Origin of the sequence: Vibrio renipiscarius, assembly GCF_000827885.1 — a bacterium.
Lineage (GTDB): Bacteria > Pseudomonadota > Gammaproteobacteria > Enterobacterales > Vibrionaceae > Vibrio > Vibrio renipiscarius.
The window spans coordinates 256,346-277,040 of sequence record NZ_JTKH01000023.1 but is presented as its reverse complement, the minus strand read 5'-3'; the positions used below and the strand labels follow the sequence as shown (position 1 = coordinate 277,040).

At 46.0% G+C, this 20,695-nt stretch carries 21 protein-coding genes; 16 read left to right on the top strand and 5 right to left on the bottom strand.

Going from position 1 to position 20,695, the window contains the following annotated elements:
* The 13 genes from OJ16_RS13680 to OJ16_RS13620 all read left to right on the top strand — a co-directional run.
* The coding region (locus OJ16_RS13680; RefSeq protein WP_040991790.1) for a chemotaxis protein CheW at positions 1-1,060 on the top strand (1,060 nt) is incomplete at its 5' end.
* Positions 1,061-1,095: 35 nt separating this feature from the next.
* A complete protein-coding gene (locus OJ16_RS13675; protein WP_040991788.1) occupies positions 1,096-1,590 on the top strand; it encodes a chemotaxis protein CheW in 495 nt (164 codons plus the stop codon).
* On the top strand, positions 1,590-2,075 hold the full coding sequence (locus tag OJ16_RS13670; RefSeq protein ID WP_040991786.1) for a DUF2802 domain-containing protein: 486 nt from the start codon (positions 1,590-1,592) through the stop codon (positions 2,073-2,075). The genes OJ16_RS13675 and OJ16_RS13670 overlap by 1 nt, the downstream gene beginning before the upstream one ends.
* A 223-nt stretch (positions 2,076-2,298) precedes the next feature.
* A complete protein-coding gene (ccmA, locus tag OJ16_RS13665; RefSeq protein WP_040991784.1) occupies positions 2,299-2,919 on the top strand; it encodes a cytochrome c biogenesis heme-transporting ATPase CcmA in 621 nt (206 codons plus the stop codon).
* A gap of 1 nt (position 2,920) precedes the next feature.
* Positions 2,921-3,589 carry a heme exporter protein CcmB gene (gene ccmB, locus OJ16_RS13660; protein ID WP_040991782.1) on the top strand — a complete coding sequence of 223 codons (669 nt, stop codon included), beginning with the start codon at positions 2,921-2,923 and terminating at the stop codon, positions 3,587-3,589.
* 106 nt (positions 3,590-3,695) lie between these two features.
* Positions 3,696-4,448, top strand: a complete 753-nt coding sequence (locus tag OJ16_RS13655; RefSeq protein WP_040991780.1) for a heme ABC transporter permease — start codon at positions 3,696-3,698, stop codon at positions 4,446-4,448.
* Positions 4,449-4,450: 2 nt separating this feature from the next.
* On the top strand, positions 4,451-4,657 hold the full coding sequence (gene ccmD / locus OJ16_RS13650) for a heme exporter protein CcmD (protein WP_040991778.1): 207 nt from the start codon (positions 4,451-4,453) through the stop codon (positions 4,655-4,657).
* Positions 4,654-5,139 carry a cytochrome c maturation protein CcmE gene (gene ccmE / locus OJ16_RS13645; RefSeq protein WP_040991776.1) on the top strand — a complete coding sequence of 162 codons (486 nt, stop codon included), beginning with the start codon at positions 4,654-4,656 and terminating at the stop codon, positions 5,137-5,139. The genes ccmD and ccmE overlap by 4 nt, the downstream gene beginning before the upstream one ends.
* Entirely contained in the window at positions 5,136-7,094 is a 1,959-nt protein-coding gene (locus OJ16_RS13640; RefSeq protein WP_040991774.1) for a heme lyase CcmF/NrfE family subunit, read from the top strand. Before ccmE ends, OJ16_RS13640 begins: the two co-directional genes overlap by 4 nt.
* A gap of 2 nt (positions 7,095-7,096) precedes the next feature.
* Positions 7,097-7,651: a DsbE family thiol:disulfide interchange protein gene (locus OJ16_RS13635; RefSeq protein WP_040991772.1), complete on the top strand. Its 555-nt coding sequence runs from the start codon at positions 7,097-7,099 to the stop codon at positions 7,649-7,651.
* Positions 7,648-8,127 carry a cytochrome c-type biogenesis protein gene (locus OJ16_RS13630; protein WP_040991770.1) on the top strand — a complete coding sequence of 160 codons (480 nt, stop codon included), beginning with the start codon at positions 7,648-7,650 and terminating at the stop codon, positions 8,125-8,127. The genes OJ16_RS13635 and OJ16_RS13630 overlap by 4 nt, the downstream gene beginning before the upstream one ends.
* The gene (gene ccmI, locus OJ16_RS13625) at positions 8,127-9,359 is read left to right on the top strand and encodes a c-type cytochrome biogenesis protein CcmI (RefSeq protein ID WP_040991768.1); all 1,233 of its coding nucleotides are present in this window, start codon (positions 8,127-8,129) and stop codon (positions 9,357-9,359) included. The genes OJ16_RS13630 and ccmI overlap by 1 nt, the downstream gene beginning before the upstream one ends.
* Before the next feature lie 62 nt (positions 9,360-9,421).
* Positions 9,422-10,180, top strand: coding sequence for an MlaA family lipoprotein (locus OJ16_RS13620; protein ID WP_040991766.1), 759 nt, complete (start codon positions 9,422-9,424; stop codon positions 10,178-10,180).
* Positions 10,181-10,281: 101 nt separating this feature from the next.
* Here the strand turns inward: OJ16_RS13620 and OJ16_RS13615 are convergent, their stop codons facing one another.
* The 4 genes from OJ16_RS13615 to OJ16_RS13600 all read right to left on the bottom strand — a co-directional run bounded on the left by OJ16_RS13615 (position 10,282) and on the right by OJ16_RS13600 (position 14,796).
* Positions 10,282-11,595: an outer membrane protein transport protein gene (locus OJ16_RS13615; RefSeq protein ID WP_040991764.1), complete on the bottom strand. Its 1,314-nt coding sequence runs from the start codon at positions 11,593-11,595 to the stop codon at positions 10,282-10,284.
* Positions 11,596-11,950: 355 nt separating this feature from the next.
* On the bottom strand, positions 11,951-13,240 hold the full coding sequence (locus OJ16_RS13610) for an outer membrane protein transport protein (protein WP_040991762.1): 1,290 nt from the start codon (positions 13,238-13,240) through the stop codon (positions 11,951-11,953).
* Positions 13,241-13,520: 280 nt separating this feature from the next.
* Positions 13,521-14,255, bottom strand: coding sequence for a DUF3379 domain-containing protein (locus tag OJ16_RS13605; protein WP_040991760.1), 735 nt, complete (start codon positions 14,253-14,255; stop codon positions 13,521-13,523).
* A complete protein-coding gene (locus tag OJ16_RS13600) occupies positions 14,248-14,796 on the bottom strand; it encodes a sigma-70 family RNA polymerase sigma factor (RefSeq protein ID WP_173425032.1) in 549 nt (182 codons plus the stop codon). Before OJ16_RS13600 ends, OJ16_RS13605 begins: the two co-directional genes overlap by 8 nt.
* A gap of 589 nt (positions 14,797-15,385) precedes the next feature.
* Between OJ16_RS13600 and fadI the strand changes: the two genes are divergently transcribed.
* From fadI to OJ16_RS13585, 3 genes are all read left to right on the top strand, one after another.
* A complete protein-coding gene (gene fadI, locus OJ16_RS13595) occupies positions 15,386-16,693 on the top strand; it encodes an acetyl-CoA C-acyltransferase FadI (RefSeq protein WP_040991756.1) in 1,308 nt (435 codons plus the stop codon).
* Positions 16,693-18,804 (top strand): fatty acid oxidation complex subunit alpha FadJ, encoded by a 2,112-nt coding sequence (gene fadJ / locus OJ16_RS13590; RefSeq protein ID WP_040991754.1) that lies wholly within the window; start codon positions 16,693-16,695, stop codon positions 18,802-18,804. Before fadI ends, fadJ begins: the two co-directional genes overlap by 1 nt.
* A 185-nt stretch (positions 18,805-18,989) precedes the next feature.
* Complete coding sequence (locus tag OJ16_RS13585) at positions 18,990-19,538, top strand: NAD(P)H nitroreductase (RefSeq protein WP_040991753.1); 549 nt, start codon at positions 18,990-18,992, stop codon at positions 19,536-19,538.
* A gap of 129 nt (positions 19,539-19,667) precedes the next feature.
* Here the strand turns inward: OJ16_RS13585 and OJ16_RS13580 are convergent, their stop codons facing one another.
* Positions 19,668-20,543 carry a LysR family transcriptional regulator gene (locus tag OJ16_RS13580; RefSeq protein ID WP_040991751.1) on the bottom strand — a complete coding sequence of 292 codons (876 nt, stop codon included), beginning with the start codon at positions 20,541-20,543 and terminating at the stop codon, positions 19,668-19,670.
* Positions 20,544-20,695: the final 152 nt, after the last annotated feature.

The following is a 20,695-nucleotide window of genomic DNA, read 5'->3' as shown; positions in this document are numbered from 1 at the left end:
TAAGGTCGCGCACGAGGAAGCGGAAAACAACCGCGAACTTGACGAGAGCGACCTTAACCTTGAGGCTGCTTTGCCAGAGCCAGAGCCAGAGCCAGAGCCAGAGCCAGAGCCAGAGCCAGAGCCAGAGCCAGAGCCAGAGCCAGAGCCAGAGCCAGAGCCAGATTATAGCGATCAAGACGACTCTTTTACGCCTTTAACTCAGCGAGTGGCCCCCTCGTTTGACTATCTTCCTGCGATGGATGAGGTTGACGTCCCTAACTTAGAGGATGTCGAAAGGTTGCTTAAGCAATTAGAGGCGTCGAATCCTGTCGAAGAGTTTCAACTCGAGGCGTTGATGGAGGCGAATACCCGTCAAATTGCTCAAGAGTCAGCCATGTGGTCTACCGAGGATGAAGTTCAAGAGTGGGATATTTTACCCATCGAGCAAGTGAATCCTGAAGATGTTCACTCAGTAGAGATGCATCAAACCGAAGAAGATGGGCAGGATATTGCGGCGTCGACGAGCATAGGCATCCCTGACGAAACGTCTTCTGCTGAAACAAATGTTTCCATTGCCGCAGAAACTCAAGCGGGCGGAGTGATCGGTGAAGAGTGGCAAAACACTCAACGCCTCAAAGATTTCCAAGTGCTCTACTTTGAAGTGAACGGCATTACTTTTGCCGTTCCACTGGATGAGTTGGGTGGTATTCATCGACTCGGCGAACTGAGCCATTTGATTGGTCGTCCCGAGTGGTATCTTGGCTTGCAGTCGAGCCGAGAATCTCAAGTCGATGTTGTCGACACGGCGAAATGGGTGATGGCGAATAAGTTGACTGGCGATGAATATAAAGACGGCTATCAATATATTGTTATGCTCGGTAAGAGTTCGTGGGGGTTAGCCTCAACTCAGTTGATGGGGACTGAACTCCTCAGCTCAGAGATGGTCCGCTGGCGAGAGTTGGCTGGAAAGCGGCCATGGCTCGCGGGTATGGTAAAAGAAAAAATGTGCGCATTGATCCATGTTGAAGCATTGACCACTATGCTAAATGCCGGACTTGATGTAAAAGCTTTAAACAATTAGAAATGTACGCCATAAAAGGCTTAGAGAGGAAAGGTATGTCTCATACTAGCGAAGTTGAAGTGAGAAGAGATCAGTCAAACGACGAAGTGCTTCAATGGGTGACGTTCCAATTAGAAGAAGAAACTTACGGCATTAACGTTATGCAAGTTCGTGAGGTGCTTCGCTATACGGAAATCGCACCAGTTCCTGGTGCTCCTGATTATGTTCTCGGCATCATTAACCTTCGTGGCAACGTCGTGACGGTTATCGATACACGTTCACGTTTTGGTTTGATGGAAGGTGAGATTACCGACAATACACGTATTATCGTGATTGAATCTGAACTGCAAGTGATTGGTATTTTGGTTGATAGCGTTGCAGAGGTTGTCTACCTACGCTCTTCTGAAATTGATACCACGCCAAGTGTGGGTACGGATGAAAGTTCTAAGTTCATTCAAGGTGTGAGTAACCGTGACGGTAAGTTATTGATTTTGGTCGACCTGAACAAGTTGCTGACGGATGACGAATGGGATGACATGGCGCATTTGTAATGAATATGACAGCCATTAATCAGGCTCCAGCGATTGCCGCTGGTGTCATTGCATTTTTGCTGGTTGTGATGTTACTGGGTTTGTTTGGCTTGAAACGCAGCCAACGTATCGCCACTGAACACTCGCAGCAGCAACAGCGCCGACTTGATAGAGACATCAAAAAAGTCAATAAACAGCTTTTAGAAGTCCGTTCGGTCGTGGTTGGTCTTGGGCAAAAGGTCAGCGAGCAAGAAGACATCATTCAGCATCTTCAACAAAGAATTAAAGAGTTAGAGCAAGCGGACGGTGACGGCCGCATGTATTCACGCGCAACAAAAATGGCTCAACTCGGTGCGGATTTAAATGAACTGATCGTTGAATGTGAATTGCCGAAGGCAGAAGCTGAATTGATGATGTCATTGCAAAACAAGCTAGCCGGACGAGAAAAAATCCCGCCTCTTGAAAGCTTTCCAGAGCAACCGTCGCAAAGGCGACGCTACTCATAAAAACACTCATATAAGGATGCCGTTGCGCATCCTTTTTTATTGTTGGTGCATAGGCAGGAGAGAAGAATATGTATTTTTGTAACCATTTAGTGGTAGTTGAGTCTGGATATAATTAAATATTAATAACTTCTTACTTAGTTTCGTGATTCGTAAAGCTCTATCTCTATGCTGTCAAAAAGTGGCTGTGGTAAGATATAAACTTCAATTCTCCTAGTGACTGCGCATGCTTGAAGTAAAACAATTAACCTCGATTCGCGATGAAAGAGTTTTGTTCGAATCCCTGTCTTTTACGATAGGGAGTGGCGAACTGGTTCAAATTGAGGGCCGAAACGGCACAGGTAAAACCACATTACTGCGTATCATCACCGGACTAGGCGATCGTGATGACGGCGAAATTTATTGGAATAATGAGTCGATTGAAAAAAATCGCGATGAGTATCACCAAGATTTGCTCTTTTTGGGGCATCAAACGGGTGTAAAGCGTGAATTAACCGCTTATGAAAATCTTAGATTTTATATTTCGCTTCACAGTAAACATCCGACAGATAAAGAGACCATCTATAATGCACTGGTTAAAGTGGGCTTAGCTGGGCGAGAAGATGTCCCAGTAGCACAGCTTTCAGCCGGTCAGCAGCGTCGTGTTGCACTCGCCCGTTTATGGTTAAGTGACCATAAACTTTGGGTGTTGGATGAACCGTTAACAGCGATTGATAAACAGGGCGTCAAAGTATTAGAAGCCTTGTTCTTAAAACACGCGGAGCAGGGCGGTATTGTCATTCTCACGACTCACCAAGATATGTTTGCGGATAACCCGAAACTTAGAAAAATAAAATTGGGTGGTTAACATGTTGAATAGTATGAGTTCTATCATTCGTCGTGAGCTGTTAATCGCATTTCGACGTCAAGCGGATGTGTTTAATCCACTGTGGTTTTTTATCATAGTGATTACATTGTTCCCATTGAGCATTGGGCCAGAGCCTAATTTGTTGGCACGCATTGCCGCCGGTATTGTGTGGGTCGCGGCATTATTATCCGCATTACTGTCTTTAGAGCGCTTGCTTCGTGACGATTTTCAAGATGGTGCGTTAGAGCAAATGATGCTCATGCCTGTCCCTTTACCTCTTGTTGTGATCTCAAAAGTGATCGCTCACTGGTTGTTAACGGGATTGCCTCTGATCTTGATCAGTCCGTTATTAGCGATCTTATTATCACTCGATTTTAACACCTGGCTTGCGGTGGTTTTAACCTTACTTGTAGGGACACCCACATTGAGCTTTATTGGTGCAATCGGGGTGGCGTTAACGGTGGGGCTGCAAAAAGGCGGTGTGTTACTCAGTTTGTTGATACTGCCGTTGTATATCCCGGTGTTGATTTTTGCTACATCGGCGATTGATGCCGCTTCTTTAGGCATGGCCTACAGCGGGCAGTTAGCCGTACTAGGTGCAATGTTTATGGGGGCGTTAACGTTAACGCCTTTCGCCATCAGTGCTGCTTTACGCGTAAGTGTTAATTAATTGTTTTTGATCAAGCGACAAAAATTACCAGTATATAAATTACAAAACCAATAATTGCTCGGCGTGAAAGGCCCAGTAAAATCTGAAGTAAAGAGTGAGAATAACGATGTGGAAATGGCTTCATCCATACGCTAAGCCTGAATCGGCTTACCGATTGTGCGGTAAGTTACTGCCATGGTTTTCTATCCTAGCTTTAACCTGCCTTGCGGTAGGTACGGGGTGGGGGCTTGCGTTTGCGCCATCTGATTACCAACAAGGTGACAGTTTTAGAATTATCTATATCCATGTTCCGTCGGCAATTTGGTCGATGGGGGTGTATATGTCTATGGCGATCGCCGCTTTTATTGGCATTGTCTGGCAAGTTCGCCTATCCAATATGGCAGCACTTGCGATGGCTCCTATCGGTGCTTTGTATACTTTTATTGCGCTATTAACCGGCGCGATTTGGGGTAAACCAATGTGGGGCGCTTGGTGGGTTTGGGATGCGCGTTTAACGTCAGAGTTGATCCTTCTTTTCCTTTACTTAGGTGTTATTGCGCTTTATCACGCATTCGACGATCAAAAAACGGCAGCGAAAGCGGCGGGTATTTTAGCGATCGTGGGCGTAATTAACTTGCCGATTATCCATTTCTCGGTGGAATGGTGGAATACCCTGCACCAAGGCGCGACCATTACTAAGTTTGATAAGCCTTCGATTTCAAACGACATGTTGTGGCCTTTATTGCTCAACATTTTTGGTTTTGCTTTTTTCTTTGGTTCACTGACGTTAATTAGATTGCGCAATGAAATTATCAGCAAAGAGAGTCATCGTCCTTGGGTGATTGCACTGTCTGCTCGCGCGACTCAGAAAGGTAGCTAACGATGCATTTTGATTCTTTGAGTGATTTCTTGGCCATGGGTGGCTATGCCGGATATGTATGGAGTGCATTTGGTATCACTTTTGTGTCGATGATTATACTGCTTATAAGCAGTGTTCGTCGTCACACCACTTTACTTAATGAAGTTCAGGCCAAGGTTGAGCGCCAAGCTCGTATCGACGCCGCTAAGAATTTGGAGAACACGTTATGACCCCAAGACGCAAAAAGCGGCTCGCTATTGTTCTGGCGATATTCCTGGGTATAGGTTCCACCGTGGGCTTGATGATTTACGCATTAAGCCAAAACATGGATCTTTTCTACACGCCAACCGAGTTGGTCAATGGCAAACCGGATGGTACTAAACCGACGGTCGGTCAACGTCTTCGCATTGGTGGAATGGTCGCCGTGGGCTCTGTTCGACGTGACTCTGAATCATTGCGCGTTTCTTTTGACTTGCATGATGTCGGCCCAATGGTCACGGTCGTCTATGACGGTATCTTGCCGGATCTTTTCCGTGAAGGTCAGGGGATTGTGGCGCAAGGCGTGCTGGTTGATGCTAATACGGTAGAAGCGTTCGAAGTGCTGGCAAAGCATGATGAAGAATACATGCCACCGGAAATTGCAGAGGCGATGGAGAAAACACATCAGCCGCTACAATATACAGATTCACAAAAACAAGGAAGCGACCAATGATTGCAGAGATCGGTCACTTTGCACTGATTTTATCACTCGCCATGGCGGTGTTGCTTAGCATCTTGCCGTTGGTTGGTGCATCACGTAACAACCCGTTATTGATGAACAGCGCGCGTCCACTTTCGTGGGCGATGTTCTTGTTGCTCGCGTTATCCTTTGCGATTTTACTGTGGGCGTTTTACACCAACGATTTTACGTTAAATTACGTAGCAAATAACTCCAATACCCAATTACCTTGGTATTACCGCTTAACCGCAGTTTGGGGGGCGCACGAAGGGTCTCTATTACTTTGGGTGCTAATTCAGGCTGGTTGGACGGTGGCTGTCGCTTCGTTCAGTCGTGGTATGCCACAAGAGTCGGTTGCGCGTGTACTGGCTGTGATGGGGATGATCAGCGTTGGCTTCTTGCTGTTTATCATCCTGACATCGAACCCGTTCTTACGCACGTTGCCGTTCTTCCCGGTTGATGGTCGAGACTTAAACCCGCTTCTACAAGATCCTGGTTTGATTATCCACCCGCCAATGTTGTACATGGGCTATGTGGGCTTCTCTGTCGCGTTTTCTTTCGCGATTGCGTCGCTAATGACCGGTCGTCTTGATACGGCTTGGGCTCGTTGGTCGCGTCCGTGGACAACTGCGGCATGGTTATTTTTAACTCTGGGTATCTCTCTAGGTTCATGGTGGGCTTATTACGAACTTGGCTGGGGCGGTTGGTGGTTCTGGGATCCAGTAGAAAACGCCTCATTTATGCCATGGCTTGCGGGTACCGCATTAATGCACTCGTTAGCGGTGACTGAAAAGCGTGGTACGTTCAAAGCGTGGACGGTACTACTGGCTATTTCGGCTTTCTCATTAAGCTTACTTGGCACGTTCTTAGTGCGTTCGGGCATTTTGGTTTCGGTGCATGCGTTTGCGTCCGATCCTTCGCGCGGCATGTTTATTCTTGGCTTCTTAGTATTCGTTATCGGTGGTTCGTTACTGCTGTTTGCCGTAAAAGGCGCGAGTGTTCGTGTCCGTGGCAACTTTGATTTGGTTTCACGCGAAAACGCTTTGTTGGCAAACAATGTGTTGTTGATGGCGGCGCTGGTCGTGGTCTTAGTCGGTACATTATTGCCATTGGTTCACAAGCAAATCGGCTTGGGTTCGGTGTCTATTGGTGCGCCGTTCTTTGACATGCTCTTTGCATGGTTGATGATCCCATTCTCGTTTGTGCTGGGTATCGGTCCACTTATTCGCTGGAAGCGCGACAACCTATCAAGTTTGTTCAAGCCAATGGCCATCAGTGGTGTCGCGGCAATCGCATTGGCTGGGCTGTTTAACTGGATCTTCTCGGATTACTTCGTCTTTATGACCTACCTTGGTTGGTTGATGGCGATGTGGATCGTGATTTTGCATGGTTTCGAGCTTTATCAACGTGCAACGCATCGCCATAGCTTCGCGGTTGGCGTGCGTAAACTGCAACGTAGCCACTGGGCAATGATGCTGGGTCATATTGGTTTAGCGGTTACGATTATCGGTATCGCGATGGTGCAAACACACAGCATCGAACGTGATGTTCGTTTGGCGCCGGGAGACAATTTCCAGCTGAAAGGTTACAACTTCCACTTCTCAGGTGTGAGTGACAATGACGGCCCTAACTACGATGGTTACATTGCGAGTTTTGAAATTACTGCCGACGGTAAATACGTGAATACTCTGCATTCCGAGAAGCGTTTCTATAAAACGGCTCGCTCGATGATGACAGAAGCCGCGATTGAACGCAGCTTTACGCGCGATCTGTACATTGCTCTGGGTGATCGTCTTGATGATAACAAGTCTTGGGCAGTGCGCATTTACTACAAACCGTTTGTAAACTGGATTTGGGCGGGCTCAGTGTTCATGGCGCTAGGCGGCTGCATAGCGATCAGTGACCGACGCTACCGCTTCCGAGCGGCGTCTAAAAAGCAGGAGGCGTAGTGATGAATAAAAAATTGATGTTTCTCCCGCTTCTTGCATTTTTAGGTTTAGTCGCGGTATTTACCACTCAGCTTGTGCGCAACTCTGAAGGGGATGATCCGACTAAATTGGAATCGGTATTGGTCGGTAAAACGGTCCCTGAATTTCGCTTAGAAGATTTGGCTGAGCCGGGCAAGCTGTACGATCAAACGATCTTTAAAGGTGAGCCATTGCTGCTCAACGTTTGGGCTACATGGTGTCCTACGTGTTACGCCGAGCATCAGTATCTGAATGAACTTGCTGGGCAAGGCGTTAAGATCATCGGTTTAAATTACAAAGACCAGCGTGATAAAGCCGTGACGTGGCTAAACGATCTCGGTAATCCATACCTGATTGGTTTGTTCGATGGCAACGGCATGCTGGGTCTTGATCTTGGTGTCTATGGTGCACCGGAGACATTCCTAATTGATGCGAACGGCGTAATTCGTTATCGCCATGTTGGGGATGTAAACCCGCGCAATTGGAAAGAAACGCTGCAACCGATGTACGACGCGTTAGTGGCGGAGGCGAAACAATGAAAAAATGGTGTATCGCACTATTCGCGGCAGTGACCTTCTCAATGGCTGCGCATGCGACGATTCAAGTCTATGAGTTTGACACTCTAGAGCAAGAACAGCAGTTCAAAGAGTTGGGCAGCACATTACGTTGTCCAAAATGTCAGAACAATACCATTGCCGATTCTAATGCCGAGTTGGCGCAAGATTTACGTCACAAAGTGTATGAGATGACCAAAGAGGGCAAGTCGAAAAATGAAATCGTCGACTACATGATTGCTCGCTACGGTAACTTTGTTACTTATAAGCCACCCTTTACGCTGGCGACAGCGGTTCTGTGGCTGGGCCCACTTGCGGTTGTCGTGCTAGGTTTTGGACTTATTGTACGTCGCAGTCGTCAATCAAAGCAGCCACAAGCGGCTGGTGACAAATGGGATGACAAGAAAGAGCAACGCCTGAAAGCGCTGCTTGATGATGAGAAAGATGGAGACAAGCAGTAATGACATTATTTTGGGTTGCCTCAATTATTCTTATTGCATTGAGTGGTGTTCTTGTTGCGTGGCCTTTTATTAAGCGCAAAGAGAACAACGATGAAGCCCTTCGCGATGAACTCAATAAAGCGCTCTATAAAGACCGTTTAACTGAGCTTGAAGTGGAAGACGAAGAAGGCTTGATGGAAAACCAACAAGAATTGATTGCTGATCTTAAGCAGTCACTCCTTGATGATATTCCAACTGAAAATCAAACCGCGGCACAAAGCAATATGAACCCGTGGTTAGTCATCGTGCCATCTATGCTACTTACCGTCGTACTCTCTTATGGCTTGTACTATAAATTTGGTGCCGCAGAAGAGATGATGGAATGGCAGCAAGTGAACGAGAACTTGCCAGCATTGTCGAAAAAGTTGATGTCACCGGAAGCGGCCGCGTTGAGTGAAGATGAGATGCAAGATCTCTCTTTAGCACTTCGTACGCGTCTTCATTATCAACCGGATGATGCGACGGGCTGGTTGCTACTAGGCCGTATCGCTTTGGCTAATCGTGCGGTGGATACGGCGATAGGTTCAATGGATAAAGCGTATCGTTTAAAAGCTGATGATCCTGATATTATGTTGGGATACGCGCAAGCACTGATGTTGTCGCAAGACGATATCGACCAAGACAAAGCTCGCTCACTGCTTGGCAAACTTATCCAACAGAACTACATGGACGTTCGCGTTTTCTCTCTACTCGCGTTTGATGCTTACGAGCGAAAAGACTTCCCTGCGGCGATTCGTTATTGGAGCATCATGCAACAAATGATTGGTCCAGAAGATGAACGCTACGAAATGCTTGGGCGCAGTATCGAAAATGCCAAAAAGCAACTCGGAGATAGCTCAACAGTAGGCACTTCGGTTGCCGTTACGATTGATTTAGGGCAAGCATTAGGACAAGGCATCACGGCACAACCTGGCGCTGCGCTGATTGTGTCAGTGCATAATGCCGATGGTTCGCCAGTGCCTGTTGCGGCTGCGCGTTATCCTTTAGGGACATTCCCACGTACGGTTGTGCTGGATGACAGTAACAGTATGATGCAGGGACAAAAAATGTCGCAACTTGACGATTTTATCGTACGAGTAAGAATCGATAACGATGGTAATGTTGCGACCAAGCAGGGTGACTGGTTTGGTGAGAGCAAGCCTGCGAAAATGGGACAATCAGTATCAGTTATTGTTGATGGGCAGTACCAATAAGCAATAATAATGAGTAAACTTAGGCCGGTAATCTACCGGCCTTTTTTATGGATAAAATAACAATGCAGAGCCTCAAGCCCAAGGTATGGGCCTCGTTACTCTCCGTCGTCATGCTTGCTGGCTGTGCCAGTGCCCCTGAAGAGAGTGAGAATAACTCACAAGTCAGTGACCCATTTGAAGGGTTCAACCGCTCGATGTGGGCAATCAACTATGATTATCTTGACCCGTATATCGTCCGTCCGGTTTCTCTAACCTATGTCAACTACACACCACGTCCGGTGCGTATTGGCGTGTCTAACTTCTTAAGTAACCTTGATGAGCCATCCAGTATGGTCAACAACTTACTGATGGGGAATGGCGGCAAAGCCTTAGATCACTTCAATCGTTTTTGGATCAACAGTACGTTTGGTTTATTGGGTTTAATTGATATTGCCTCTGATGCAGGCATTACGGATCACAACGAAAAAGCATTGAGTGATGCGATAGGCCACTGGGGCGTAGGGAATGGCCCATATGTGATGGTGCCAGGCTATGGACCATGGACCGTGCGTGAAACGGCGAGCTTTGCGGACAGTGCGTACTTACCGCTATCATTACTTAACTTCTGGGCAGGGCTTGGAAAGTGGGCGTTTGAAGGAATGGAAAGTCGCGCAGCCTTGGTGACGCAAGAGTCGATGCTAGAAAACTCGCCAGATCCATACGCGTTAACCCGAGAAGTGTACATTCAGTACCAAGACTTCAAAGCAGAAATTGAAACGCAAGAAGAAGAAATCGATCATGACGAAGAAGCGTATCTTGATGAATACCTCGATGATCTTTGATCTTATTTGATAGGCGATATTATCGTTATTGATGAGAAACTAAAAAAGGCTTGGGGAATCCCAAGCCTTTCTTTTTCACTATCTAAAGCGTTTACGGCAAATTAGAACGTGTAGTTCGCTTGAATACCAACTAGCCATACATGGCCAGTTGTTTGACCTACGAACTCGCCGCCAACTAGTTGTGCTTTATCATCTGCCTCATAGCCACGAGATTCTTTGATGTCGGCATCTTTAGCCATGATATAAGTAAAGCCAGCATCAAGAGTTAATTGTTTTGTCGCAACGTAGCTAGCACCAAGACTTAACCAAGTACGGTCAGTTTCAGGGATTGTGATAGTGCGGTTCTTGTCACTTACAGCTGAAGTGTCGTAAGCAACACCAGTGCGTAATGTTAGTTTCGGATCTACCTGGTAAGTTGCGCCAAGTGCGAAACGGTAATTATCTTCCCAATGCTCATCTTTAACGGTTGAGCTAGGATTGTTGTCTAAATTTGCAGTTAGTCTCTCGAAGCTGCTCCAATCTGTCCAGTTGATGCTCGCGTGCATTGCGAAGCTATTTGTTAACTGGTGGTAGGATGCGATTTCTGCAGTTGCAGGTAGCTCGATCATCATTGAGCCAGTGTCTTTAAAGTCACGATCCCCAAGAACGAAGGCTGCGCCTTCAGCGTGGCCCTCCAGCTCAAGTTCAACTTTAGACTTATAAGTAAAACCTATGCGGTTTGCATCGTTTAGTTGCCAAACTGTACCAACTTGCCAACCCCATGAGTAATCATCACCTTCCATGTACTTTAATGTATCATGAGGGGCGACGATTTCATGGTTAATAACAGGGATTTTAATTCCACCATGCTCAGGCGCTACCGCACCAAAATGCCCCTCACCATGAACTAGGCGTAAACCGCCACCAAAACTAAATTGTTCATTTAGTTTATAAGCAAGGTTCAAATTTGCTTCCATCGACTTAATCATAGCTTCGTTGCCGAAGTGCGAGGCGTCGAAATCACTACCTAGGTTTGTTTCCATACCATAGTTTGTTCCAAGAGCTAGACCAATTGCGAATTGCTCATTGTAACGGTGTGATAAATAGAAGTTTGGAATCACCGCATCATTCGCAAAGTCTTCTGAGCCCGCTTCGATACTTTTAGTTTTGTGGGTTACTTCTCCATTCACATCAAGGTTTGGATTTACATAAATAGCGCCAACAGAAACTTGAGTGCCTTCTAGCTGCATTAGTAGTGCAGGGTTACGCCATTGTGAGCTTGCGTTGTCAGCCATTGCTGCTTCACCTGCGTATGCACGGCCAAGACCCGTCGCTGAGTATTCTGCTAGCTGGAAACCTGCTGCATTTGCGGTAGTTGCCACTGACATTAGGCCACATGCTACGGCAAGTGATAGAAGAGACTTATTTGTTTTCATTGTTATGTTCGCTGAATATGAAGGGAGTTCGTAACAAGATGTTAAGTTTAGAGCTTTTGCTTTAAAAATGGAAAGCGCCATAATGGGGTAATTAAGAGTTAAATTTTATTAAATGGCATTTATATAGTGATAAAAACTGGCAAAGTGGTTAGACCACTTTGATATTCAGCGTACGTATGTTTCGTTAAATTTATGTTTAGTCGTACGCATGTGCGCTTAAAATTCGAGTGTGAGTGTACGCTGAAAGTGGAAGAGATAGTGTTTCTATTAAGGGGAGTGTCACAGTGGCATGTACTTTGGACAGCAAAAAGGGCTGGATAACCAGCCCTTCAAATAGTCTGTATAGCGTCAGCGATTAGAAGCTACGGCTGTATTGTAGACCGACTAGGATTGCATCAGCTTTAGTGGTTGCGGTGACCGAGGAGGCTTTGATACCACGAACTTCTGTTTCTTCATTCACGTCGACATCATCACCCATTAGGTAGGTAAAACCAAAGTCGATGTTAGATGCGCTATCAATGTGATAAGTGAAACCAGTAGAGAACCACTGACGATCGGAGTCTGGTACTGAAATTGAGGTTAGGCTATCTTGCGCGCTGGTGTCATACATGTAACCGGCGCGTAGTGTCCAATCGTTGTTTAGGTAGTAAGTACCACCAATCGCGTAGTGCCAACCATCTTGCCATTCATACTGTTTGTCGTATGAGCCTGATAGAACAGAGCCTTGCAGGTTCTGGAACTCAATTTTATCAAATGATCCCCAACCAATGTATTGGACTGAGTAATGCACTGCAAATTTTGTGTCTTGGATTTTGTGGTAACCAGAGAACTCCGCGATGTCTGGTAAAGGTAGAACAATCTTTTGACCTTTGTCATCTTCAGCTTCAAATTCAGGGCTGTAGCGGTATGACAGACCAAAACGGTTATTTTCATCCAGTTCGTAAACTGTACCAACGTTGAAGCCAACAGCCCAACCGTCAGCTTTATCTACATCGAGAAGAGGAGTTCCTGCTGGGACGCCTAGCGCACCTAGAACGCCACCAACGCTTTTGCTTGGTTCACGCTTCATTGTACCTTGGCCATAGATAAGATCTAGACCGGCACCAAAGCTCCATTGTTGGTTTAGACGGTATGAGCCGGCTAGACCAAAGTTGAAGCTTTTCACATCGGTTAGGCCGCCGTATTCTGTAGCAGCGTAGTCATCAGAGAATTCGGTTTTGGTACCAAAGTTTGAGTAGGCATTCACACCCCAGGCAAACTTATCATTTACAGGGACGATAAGGTGAATATTCGGAGCAATTGAAGTGCCACCAACATCATCGATATCATCAACAGAAGTCGGTTTCATACCCATTTGGCAGCCAGGTCCACAATATTCAGCATCTTTAACTTCGATCATCGTCGTAATGCTTTCAAAACCTAGCGAAAGTTCTGTTTTATCAAACAGCGCCATGGCTGCAGGGTTACGTGCCATTACGGATGCGTTATCAGCGATTACTGCGTCACCCGCAAATGCACGGCCGATACCAGTTGCAGATTGTGCGTTAAGTTGGAAACCAGCAGCTAAAGCTTGCTGAGAGGCGAGGGTAGTTGTTGCGATTGTCACTGCTAACAGTGTCTTTTTAAACAGACGCGAGTTGTTCATTGTGCTTTTCCTTTTTAGTCGCCTCTTATACGGGCGCTGTTTTTTGAGCAAATGCTCAGTGGGGCTGATTTTATTCTGAAGTATAGAATATAGAAATCCGACCATTGGCTAATTTGACGATAAAATTATGGAAATGATGGGTAACGGGCGGGAAAATGCTGCTAAAGTCGTCATTTTAGAGTTTGTACTCTATTTTTGTCGGTTTTTTTACCAAATGTTATTCATAAAAAAGCCTGAATCGAGGTTCAGGCTTTTTATCGGTTTGTTCGCTAATTGTTGGTTAAATTGGCATCGGTTTGATTATGTTAAGGATACTTTTGGCGAGAGTGGCCACATCTTCATTTTTCTCACCGACAATAATCAAGCTGCTGTTCCCGACGGGCTCGACGATGCCTGCCATTCCTTCTTTGACAAAATCTTGCACGCTAGTGCTTGAAATGCCGGTAAGAAATAGAGTGACTTTACCGTGCTCCCCCGCAAACACCATATGCAGCGCGTTCGCGTCACCAAATCCACAGTGATTGAGATAATAGACGTGGTAAGGAAACGACTTGTCTAATTGTTGGTGGAAAGGCTGCATCTTAGCGTTGATCTGCGTTGAACTGACTTGTTCATCCAAATGAGTGACAAACGGCTTTTCTGCAATGACGTGTTCAATAGCGGTATCGGCCAAACTTGCTTGAGCGGGAGTCACGAAGACATTGCCCCAATTTACTTGCCCCACCAACAACCCAACCGCGAACGCGACGGATGCCGCCATGGCCATACTGCGTCGAACAAAGTTTGGTTTAATCACGTTGTCATGTTCGCGCGAATTCTGCTGACTAAACAAGATACGGTCAGCAAGATCGTCAGGCACGTCCACATTCATTGCTTTCGCAATGTGTGCGTCAAGTTCATTGATGTCATCAACAAATTTACTGTGGCTTTCATTGGCTCGCATCGCATCGACGATGTCACTATTCCTATGCTTAGGATCGGACATTATTCGACGGCGGAATTCTAATTCATCCATTGTGCGCTCCTCGTTGATTCTCTGCTGACTCCATCATCTCTTTGAGTTGATTGCGTGCTCTAAATAGACGGGTCATCACGGTATTTTTATTTAGCTCTAGTATTTGACCAATTTCATCGCCACTAAAGCCCCCCACCACTTGCAAAAAGAGCGGCTCGCGATAATCAACTTCAAGCTTCATGATTTGAGCGTGGATCCACTCCGTTTGATGGTGTGCATCATCACTCACTTTGGCTTCATTGCTGTGATCGTCGATGTCGACTAAATCAAACTGCTTACGTTCAAAGCGTCGTGCATTTTCTCGGCGCAAGATAGTAATAAGCCATGATTTCGCCGCTTTTTCGTCTTGTAGGCTGTCGAGTGACTTCCATGCGCGCAAGCACGTTTCCTGTACCAAATCTTCGGCGATGGTTGGATCTTTACACAACCAATAGCCGTAGCGATACAAGTCGCGGTGATAGGCTCGCACAAGAGCTTCATATTTTCTTTGTCTGTCCATAATAGAGTCGACCGGACGTTTTGACTTTTTCTTCCCAAAAATGTCTAAAATTGCCAAAAGAGCCTCCGAAACGGTGTTGAAGTGATACCCAAGAGATTTTCAACCAGCATCGCTTAGCCAAAAAATGCATAGAACGAGGGGTTTTGATAGTAAATTGTTGTCGGTTTAACGAGAAATCGCATGAAAAATTGATCTAATTCAAAAACTGTAGTGATTCAGCGGTTATAGTACATATTGTCATCTAGTTAGTGTTTCACTAACGAGTTGAGCAAGATGACACTTCCTTTTGAAGGCTGACTTTACTTTCTCCTAATCAGGAAACTGATTATTTCAATTGGCGTAAGTTAATTGCTTTATACATTCCGACCACACAGCTTTGTGTGGTTTTTTTTTGCCTAAATTTACTCACGTCACAGATCAATTGTCCTAAATATAGCTAAAATTTACTCTCCGACAACGCTTTATTTTCATTTAGTTAGCTATTCTCCTAGTTTGAAATCACGTTTATTTAAACATGCGTTTGATTGTTTTAACAACTTGATTACAATAATTCTGGTCAGACCTCTAAATTGGCCAAAGTCATTCGTCGCTAGGAAACGTCTTTTGGTTGCACTTATTGTAAGGAGAAACAATGGGTAAGCAGGAATTAACTACTCGCAATGGCGAGCGAATCGCGATTGTTGCCGGGCTTCGTACGCCATTTGCGCGTCAAAGTACTGAGTTTAGCCAAGTCCCAGCCATTGATTTAGGCAAAATGGTGGTGAGCGAGATGCTTGCTCGAACCGATATTGATGCCAAATTAATAGAACAAGTGGTGTTTGGCCAAGTTGTTCAAATGCCAGAAGCGCCCAATATTGCACGTGAAATTGTGTTGGGGACGGGGATGCATGTACATACCGATGCTTACAGCGTAACTCGCGCGTGTGCGACCAGTTTTCAAGCCGCCGTCAATGTTGCAGAAAGCATTATGGCCGGCACTATTGACGTGGGTATCGCAGGTGGCGCCGATTCTTCTTCCGTGTTGCCAATTGGCGTCTCTAAAAAATTGGCGGCTAATTTACTCGCGCTCAGTAAAACCAAAACAGTGGCGCAAAAGCTCACTATCCTTAAATCTTTTTCAATGAAAGATCTCATGCCGGTTCCGCCTGCGGTTGCCGAGTATTCTACTGGGTTGTCCATGGGCCAAACCGCAGAACAAATGGCCAAGAGCCACGGCATTAGCCGTGAAGAACAAGATGCACTCGCGCATCGTTCCCATACCCTTGCGTCTCAAGCGTGGAAAGAGGGCAAAATCGCAGGTGAAGTGATGACAGCATTTCCGGCGCCCTATAAACAATGGTTGGCGGAAGACAATAATATTCGCCACGACTCGACGCTTGAGAGTTACTCAAAATTGAGACCAGCCTTTGACCGCCAGTATGGCAGTGTGACTGCCGCCAACAGCACTCCGTTAACTGATGGTGCCGCTGCCGTTATGTTGATGCGTGAAGGTAAGGCGAAAGAGTTGGGATTAGAGATTTTAGGCTACATTCGCTCTTATGCGTTTTCGGCTATTGGGGTCGAGCAAGATATGTTAATGGGGCCATCGTACGCGACACCGATCGCGCTCGATCGCGCAGGCATTTCTTTGAGTGATTTAACTCTAATCGACATGCATGAAGCATTCGCTGCGCAAGCGCTCTCTAACGTGAAGATGTTTGCGAGCGATAAGTTTGCCCAAGAAAAATTGGGGCGCAGTAAGGCGATTGGCGAAATCGACATGGATAAATTTAACGTATTAGGCGGCTCTATCGCCTATGGCCACCCGTTTGCAGCGACCGGAGCTCGCATGATGACGCAAACGTTACGCGAACTGAAACGACGCGGTGGCGGTTTAGCATTGAACACTGCTTGTGCAGCGGGCGGTTTAGGCGCAGCTATGATACTGGAGGTTGAATAATGACCGATCTTAAAGCCTTTAATCTCACCATTGATGAGCAGAACGTTGCGTGGCTGTGTATCGATGTTCCGAATGAAAAAATGAATACACTCCAAGCGGCGTTCGCCGAAGAAATGGAGCAAGTCTTTACTGAACTTGACCAACACAAAACCGCGTTGAAAGGGCTAATTATTCACTCGGGTAAACCCGATAATTTTGTCGCGGGCGCGGATGTACGCATGCTTGATGCGTGCCAAACTGAACAAGAAGCTCAAGCCTTGGCAACGAAGGGGCAAGAGATGTTTGAAAAACTCTCTAAGTTAACCTTTCCCGTTGTCGCGGCAATTCATGGCCCGTGTTTGGGCGGCGGCTTAGAACTGGCGCTTGCTTGCGATTATCGTGTGTGTAGTGATGACGATAAAACTCGCTTGGGTCTACCTGAGGTGCAATTGGGTTTGTTACCGGGGTCGGGGGGCACGCAACGTCTACCGAGACTTATTGGTCTCCTTCCGTCGCTCGATTTGATATTAACGGGTAAGCAATTACGGGCGAAAAAAGCGCAAAAATTGGGTGTGGTCGATGCGTGTGTGGCCCCGACCATTTTGCTTGATGTCGCCAAACAATTTGTCGAAGGCAAGGGAAAGGCAAAACATAAGGTCGGCGCGAAAGAAAAACTAATGGCGCAAACCGGTTTTGGCCGCAAAGTGATTTTTGAACAAGCGGCGAAGAAGACTGCACAGAAAACACGGGGTAACTACCCGGCAACGGAAGCGATTTTAGACGTAATTCGTTACGGTTTAGAGCACGGCTTTGATAAAGGTCTGGCTTATGAAGCGGAGCGCTTTGGCAAATTAGTCATGAGTGATGAATCTAAAGCGTTACGTTCGATCTTTTTTGCCACGACCGAGATGAAGAAAGAACACGGTGGTGATGCCGTACCGACCAGCGTCAAGCGTGTCGCCGTGCTTGGTGGTGGCTTAATGGGGGCTGGTATTAGCCATGTAACCGTGGCAAAAGCCAAACGGCCGGTTCGTATCAAGGATGTGAGTAATGATGGCGTATTGAATGCGCTCAACTACAACTTCAAGTTGTTTGAAAAGCAACGTCAACGCCGAATCTTAAGCAAAGCGCAGTTACAAAGTCGCATGCAGCAACTCTCCGGAGGGACTGACTTTATTGGTTTTGAGCATACTGATGTCGTGATTGAAGCGGTGTTTGAAGATTTGGCACTTAAGCAGCAAATGGTGGCGGACATTGAACAAAATGCTAAACACGACACCATCTTTGCGACGAACACGTCATCGCTTCCCATCCATCAAATTGCGCAACACGCCGCACGCCCTGAAAATGTGATTGGTCTGCATTACTTTAGTCCGGTAGAAAAAATGCCGCTGGTGGAAGTGATTCCACATCAAACCACCTCCGAACAAACGATTTCCACGGTGGTGGAGCTTGCTCGCAAACAAGGTAAAACGCCCATTGTAGTGAAAGATCGGGCCGGTTTTTATGTTAACCGGATATTGGCGCCTTATATGAACGAGGCGGCGCACATCTTGTTAACGGGAGAACCGATTGAGCAACTTGACGGTGCACTCCTTGATGCTGGCTTCCCTGTTGGTCCTATCACCTTACTGGATGAGGTGGGCGTCGATATTGGCGCGAAGATCATGCCGATACTGGTGAATGAGCTTGGCCCTCGCTTCCAAGGTCCAGAGGTGTTTGATACGTTACTCAAGGATGGCCGTAAGGGGCGTAAAAAGGGCAAAGGCTTTTATACCTACAAAGGCAAAGAGAAGCAGGTGGATAAGAGTGTCTATAAACTCCTCAATCTTACGCCTGAATCGAAGATGGCCAGTAAAGAGATGGCGATGCGTTGTCTGTTGCCAATGCTTAATGAGGCGGCGCGCTGCTTAGATGAGGGGATCATTCGATCACCAAGAGACGGTGACATTGGGGCGATTTTCGGCATTGGTTTCCCGCCATTTTTAGGGGGGCCGTTCCGCTATATGGATCAGATTGGCATCGTCAAATTGGTTGAATTGATGAATGAACATGCTGAAAAATATGGCGATCGATTCGCGCCTTGCGATGGTTTATTGACTCGAGCAAGTTTAAATCAGTCTTTCTATTGAACGTTTGAATTCTATTCGTCGATTCAAATATTCGATGTAAAGAATGCCAAATCACGGTCTTGATATAAACCCAATAAATATCAGTGTTTAGCTGCCGTTTATTGGGTTTTATTTTGCTTAAGAAATTGTGAAATACAGAAGAAGGCCGTTATGATGAAAGGATATGGAACCCAATAAGGATTGTTATGGATGCCTTAGATTTATTACTCAATCGGCGCTCGATTGCGCGACTTTCAGCCCCTGCGCCAGAAGGGAAAGCGTTAGAGAATATTATTCGAGCGGGTTTACGTGCCCCTGACCATGGTGGCTTAACGCCTTGGCGTTTTGTGATTGCTCAGGGTGAGGGCTTAAGAAAATTGGCGAACATTTTGGTGACGGCCGCAGAAGCGGAGAATAGTGACCAAGCCATCATCGATAAAGTGAGCCAAGCTCCGTTTCGTGCCCCTATGGTGATTACGGTAATCGCCCGAGTAACCCCGCATGAAAAAGTCCCTGCCTTTGAACAATATTTATCAGCAGGATGCGCGGCGCATGCCATGCAAATGGCGGCAATCGCTCAAGATTTCCAAGGTTTTTGGCGTTCAGGGAAATGGATGTTCCATGAGAGTGTACGGGATGCGTTTCACTTACAAGCAGAGGATCAAATCGTCGGTTTCCTCTATCTAGGAACGCCAGGTTGTACGCCGATGAAAGTCCCAGAGCGTGAGCTCACTAAATTTGTCGAATTTTTATAATGATCTAGATACGCGAGTATAGGCGATCGCGTTTGCTGTGTTGAAGATGATCATGGTTGTTCAAAAAGAGCCTGGCAGTGCCAAGCTCTTTTCATAGAGTCGATTTCAAGTATCAACGTAAATCGGGACTTAGTGAATGTTGTAAGCAATCACAAAATCGATAAACAGACGGACTTTTTCAGGCAGATGGTCTTTATGGTTATACAGCATGTAGATATCGCGCGGGTTCGCACTCCAATCTTTCAATACCTGCACTAAGCTCCCATCTTCGATAAATTCGCGAATCATAACGTCTGGCATCAATGTAATACCTAGTCCTTCAGAACAGGCACTACGCACCACATTTAACGCATTTGCTTGGAAGCGGCCATTATCATTATTGATGATCACTTCGCCACTTTCATTGATAAGTTGCCATTTTTTAAGTGGATCACCTTTTAACAATAAATGGTTATGAAGTTCTTCAGCGTGAGTAGGGACGGGATGAGTACGAAAATAATCCGGACTTGCGACTAAAATATCTTTGACCGAACTGATTTTACGCGCGATTAAACTTGAATCACGTTGTGGACCGACACGGAAAATGACATCCCATTCGGTAGGGTCAAGTTTATCGGCATGATTACTGGTATTCAATTCGATGCTAATGTCAGGATATTTTTGCATAAATGCATTGAACATCGGCATCATCATGCGTTTAGTTAAGTTGGATGGCGATGAAATTCTAATTTTTCCTGCCGCACCGCGACATTCGTCTGAAATTTCTTCAGTAACAAAGGATAAACGCTGCAATAAAGGCGAGCATTCGTTATAAAAGCGTTCACCCGCCTCTGTAAGCGACAGCTTACGCGCATGGCGATTGAGGAGCCTTAAGTTTAATGCATCCTCTAAAGCTTGAATGCGTCGCGTAATGGTTGCAACAGGAATCATAGTTTTACGTGATGTTGCGGTGTAGCTCCCATTTTCGACAACCAGTCGGAACAGGTTTAGATCATCTAATTTCATCAGCAGGACACATTTTTTTACGAATAGAGTTAATTTATATTGATCATCACAGTTAAAGATTGAGACATATCAACAAGTATCACGATCTTTATCATTTCATACATCTTGTGTGCAGCAAAGCGAGAGTTACGCATATTTGTATAAATAGCGGT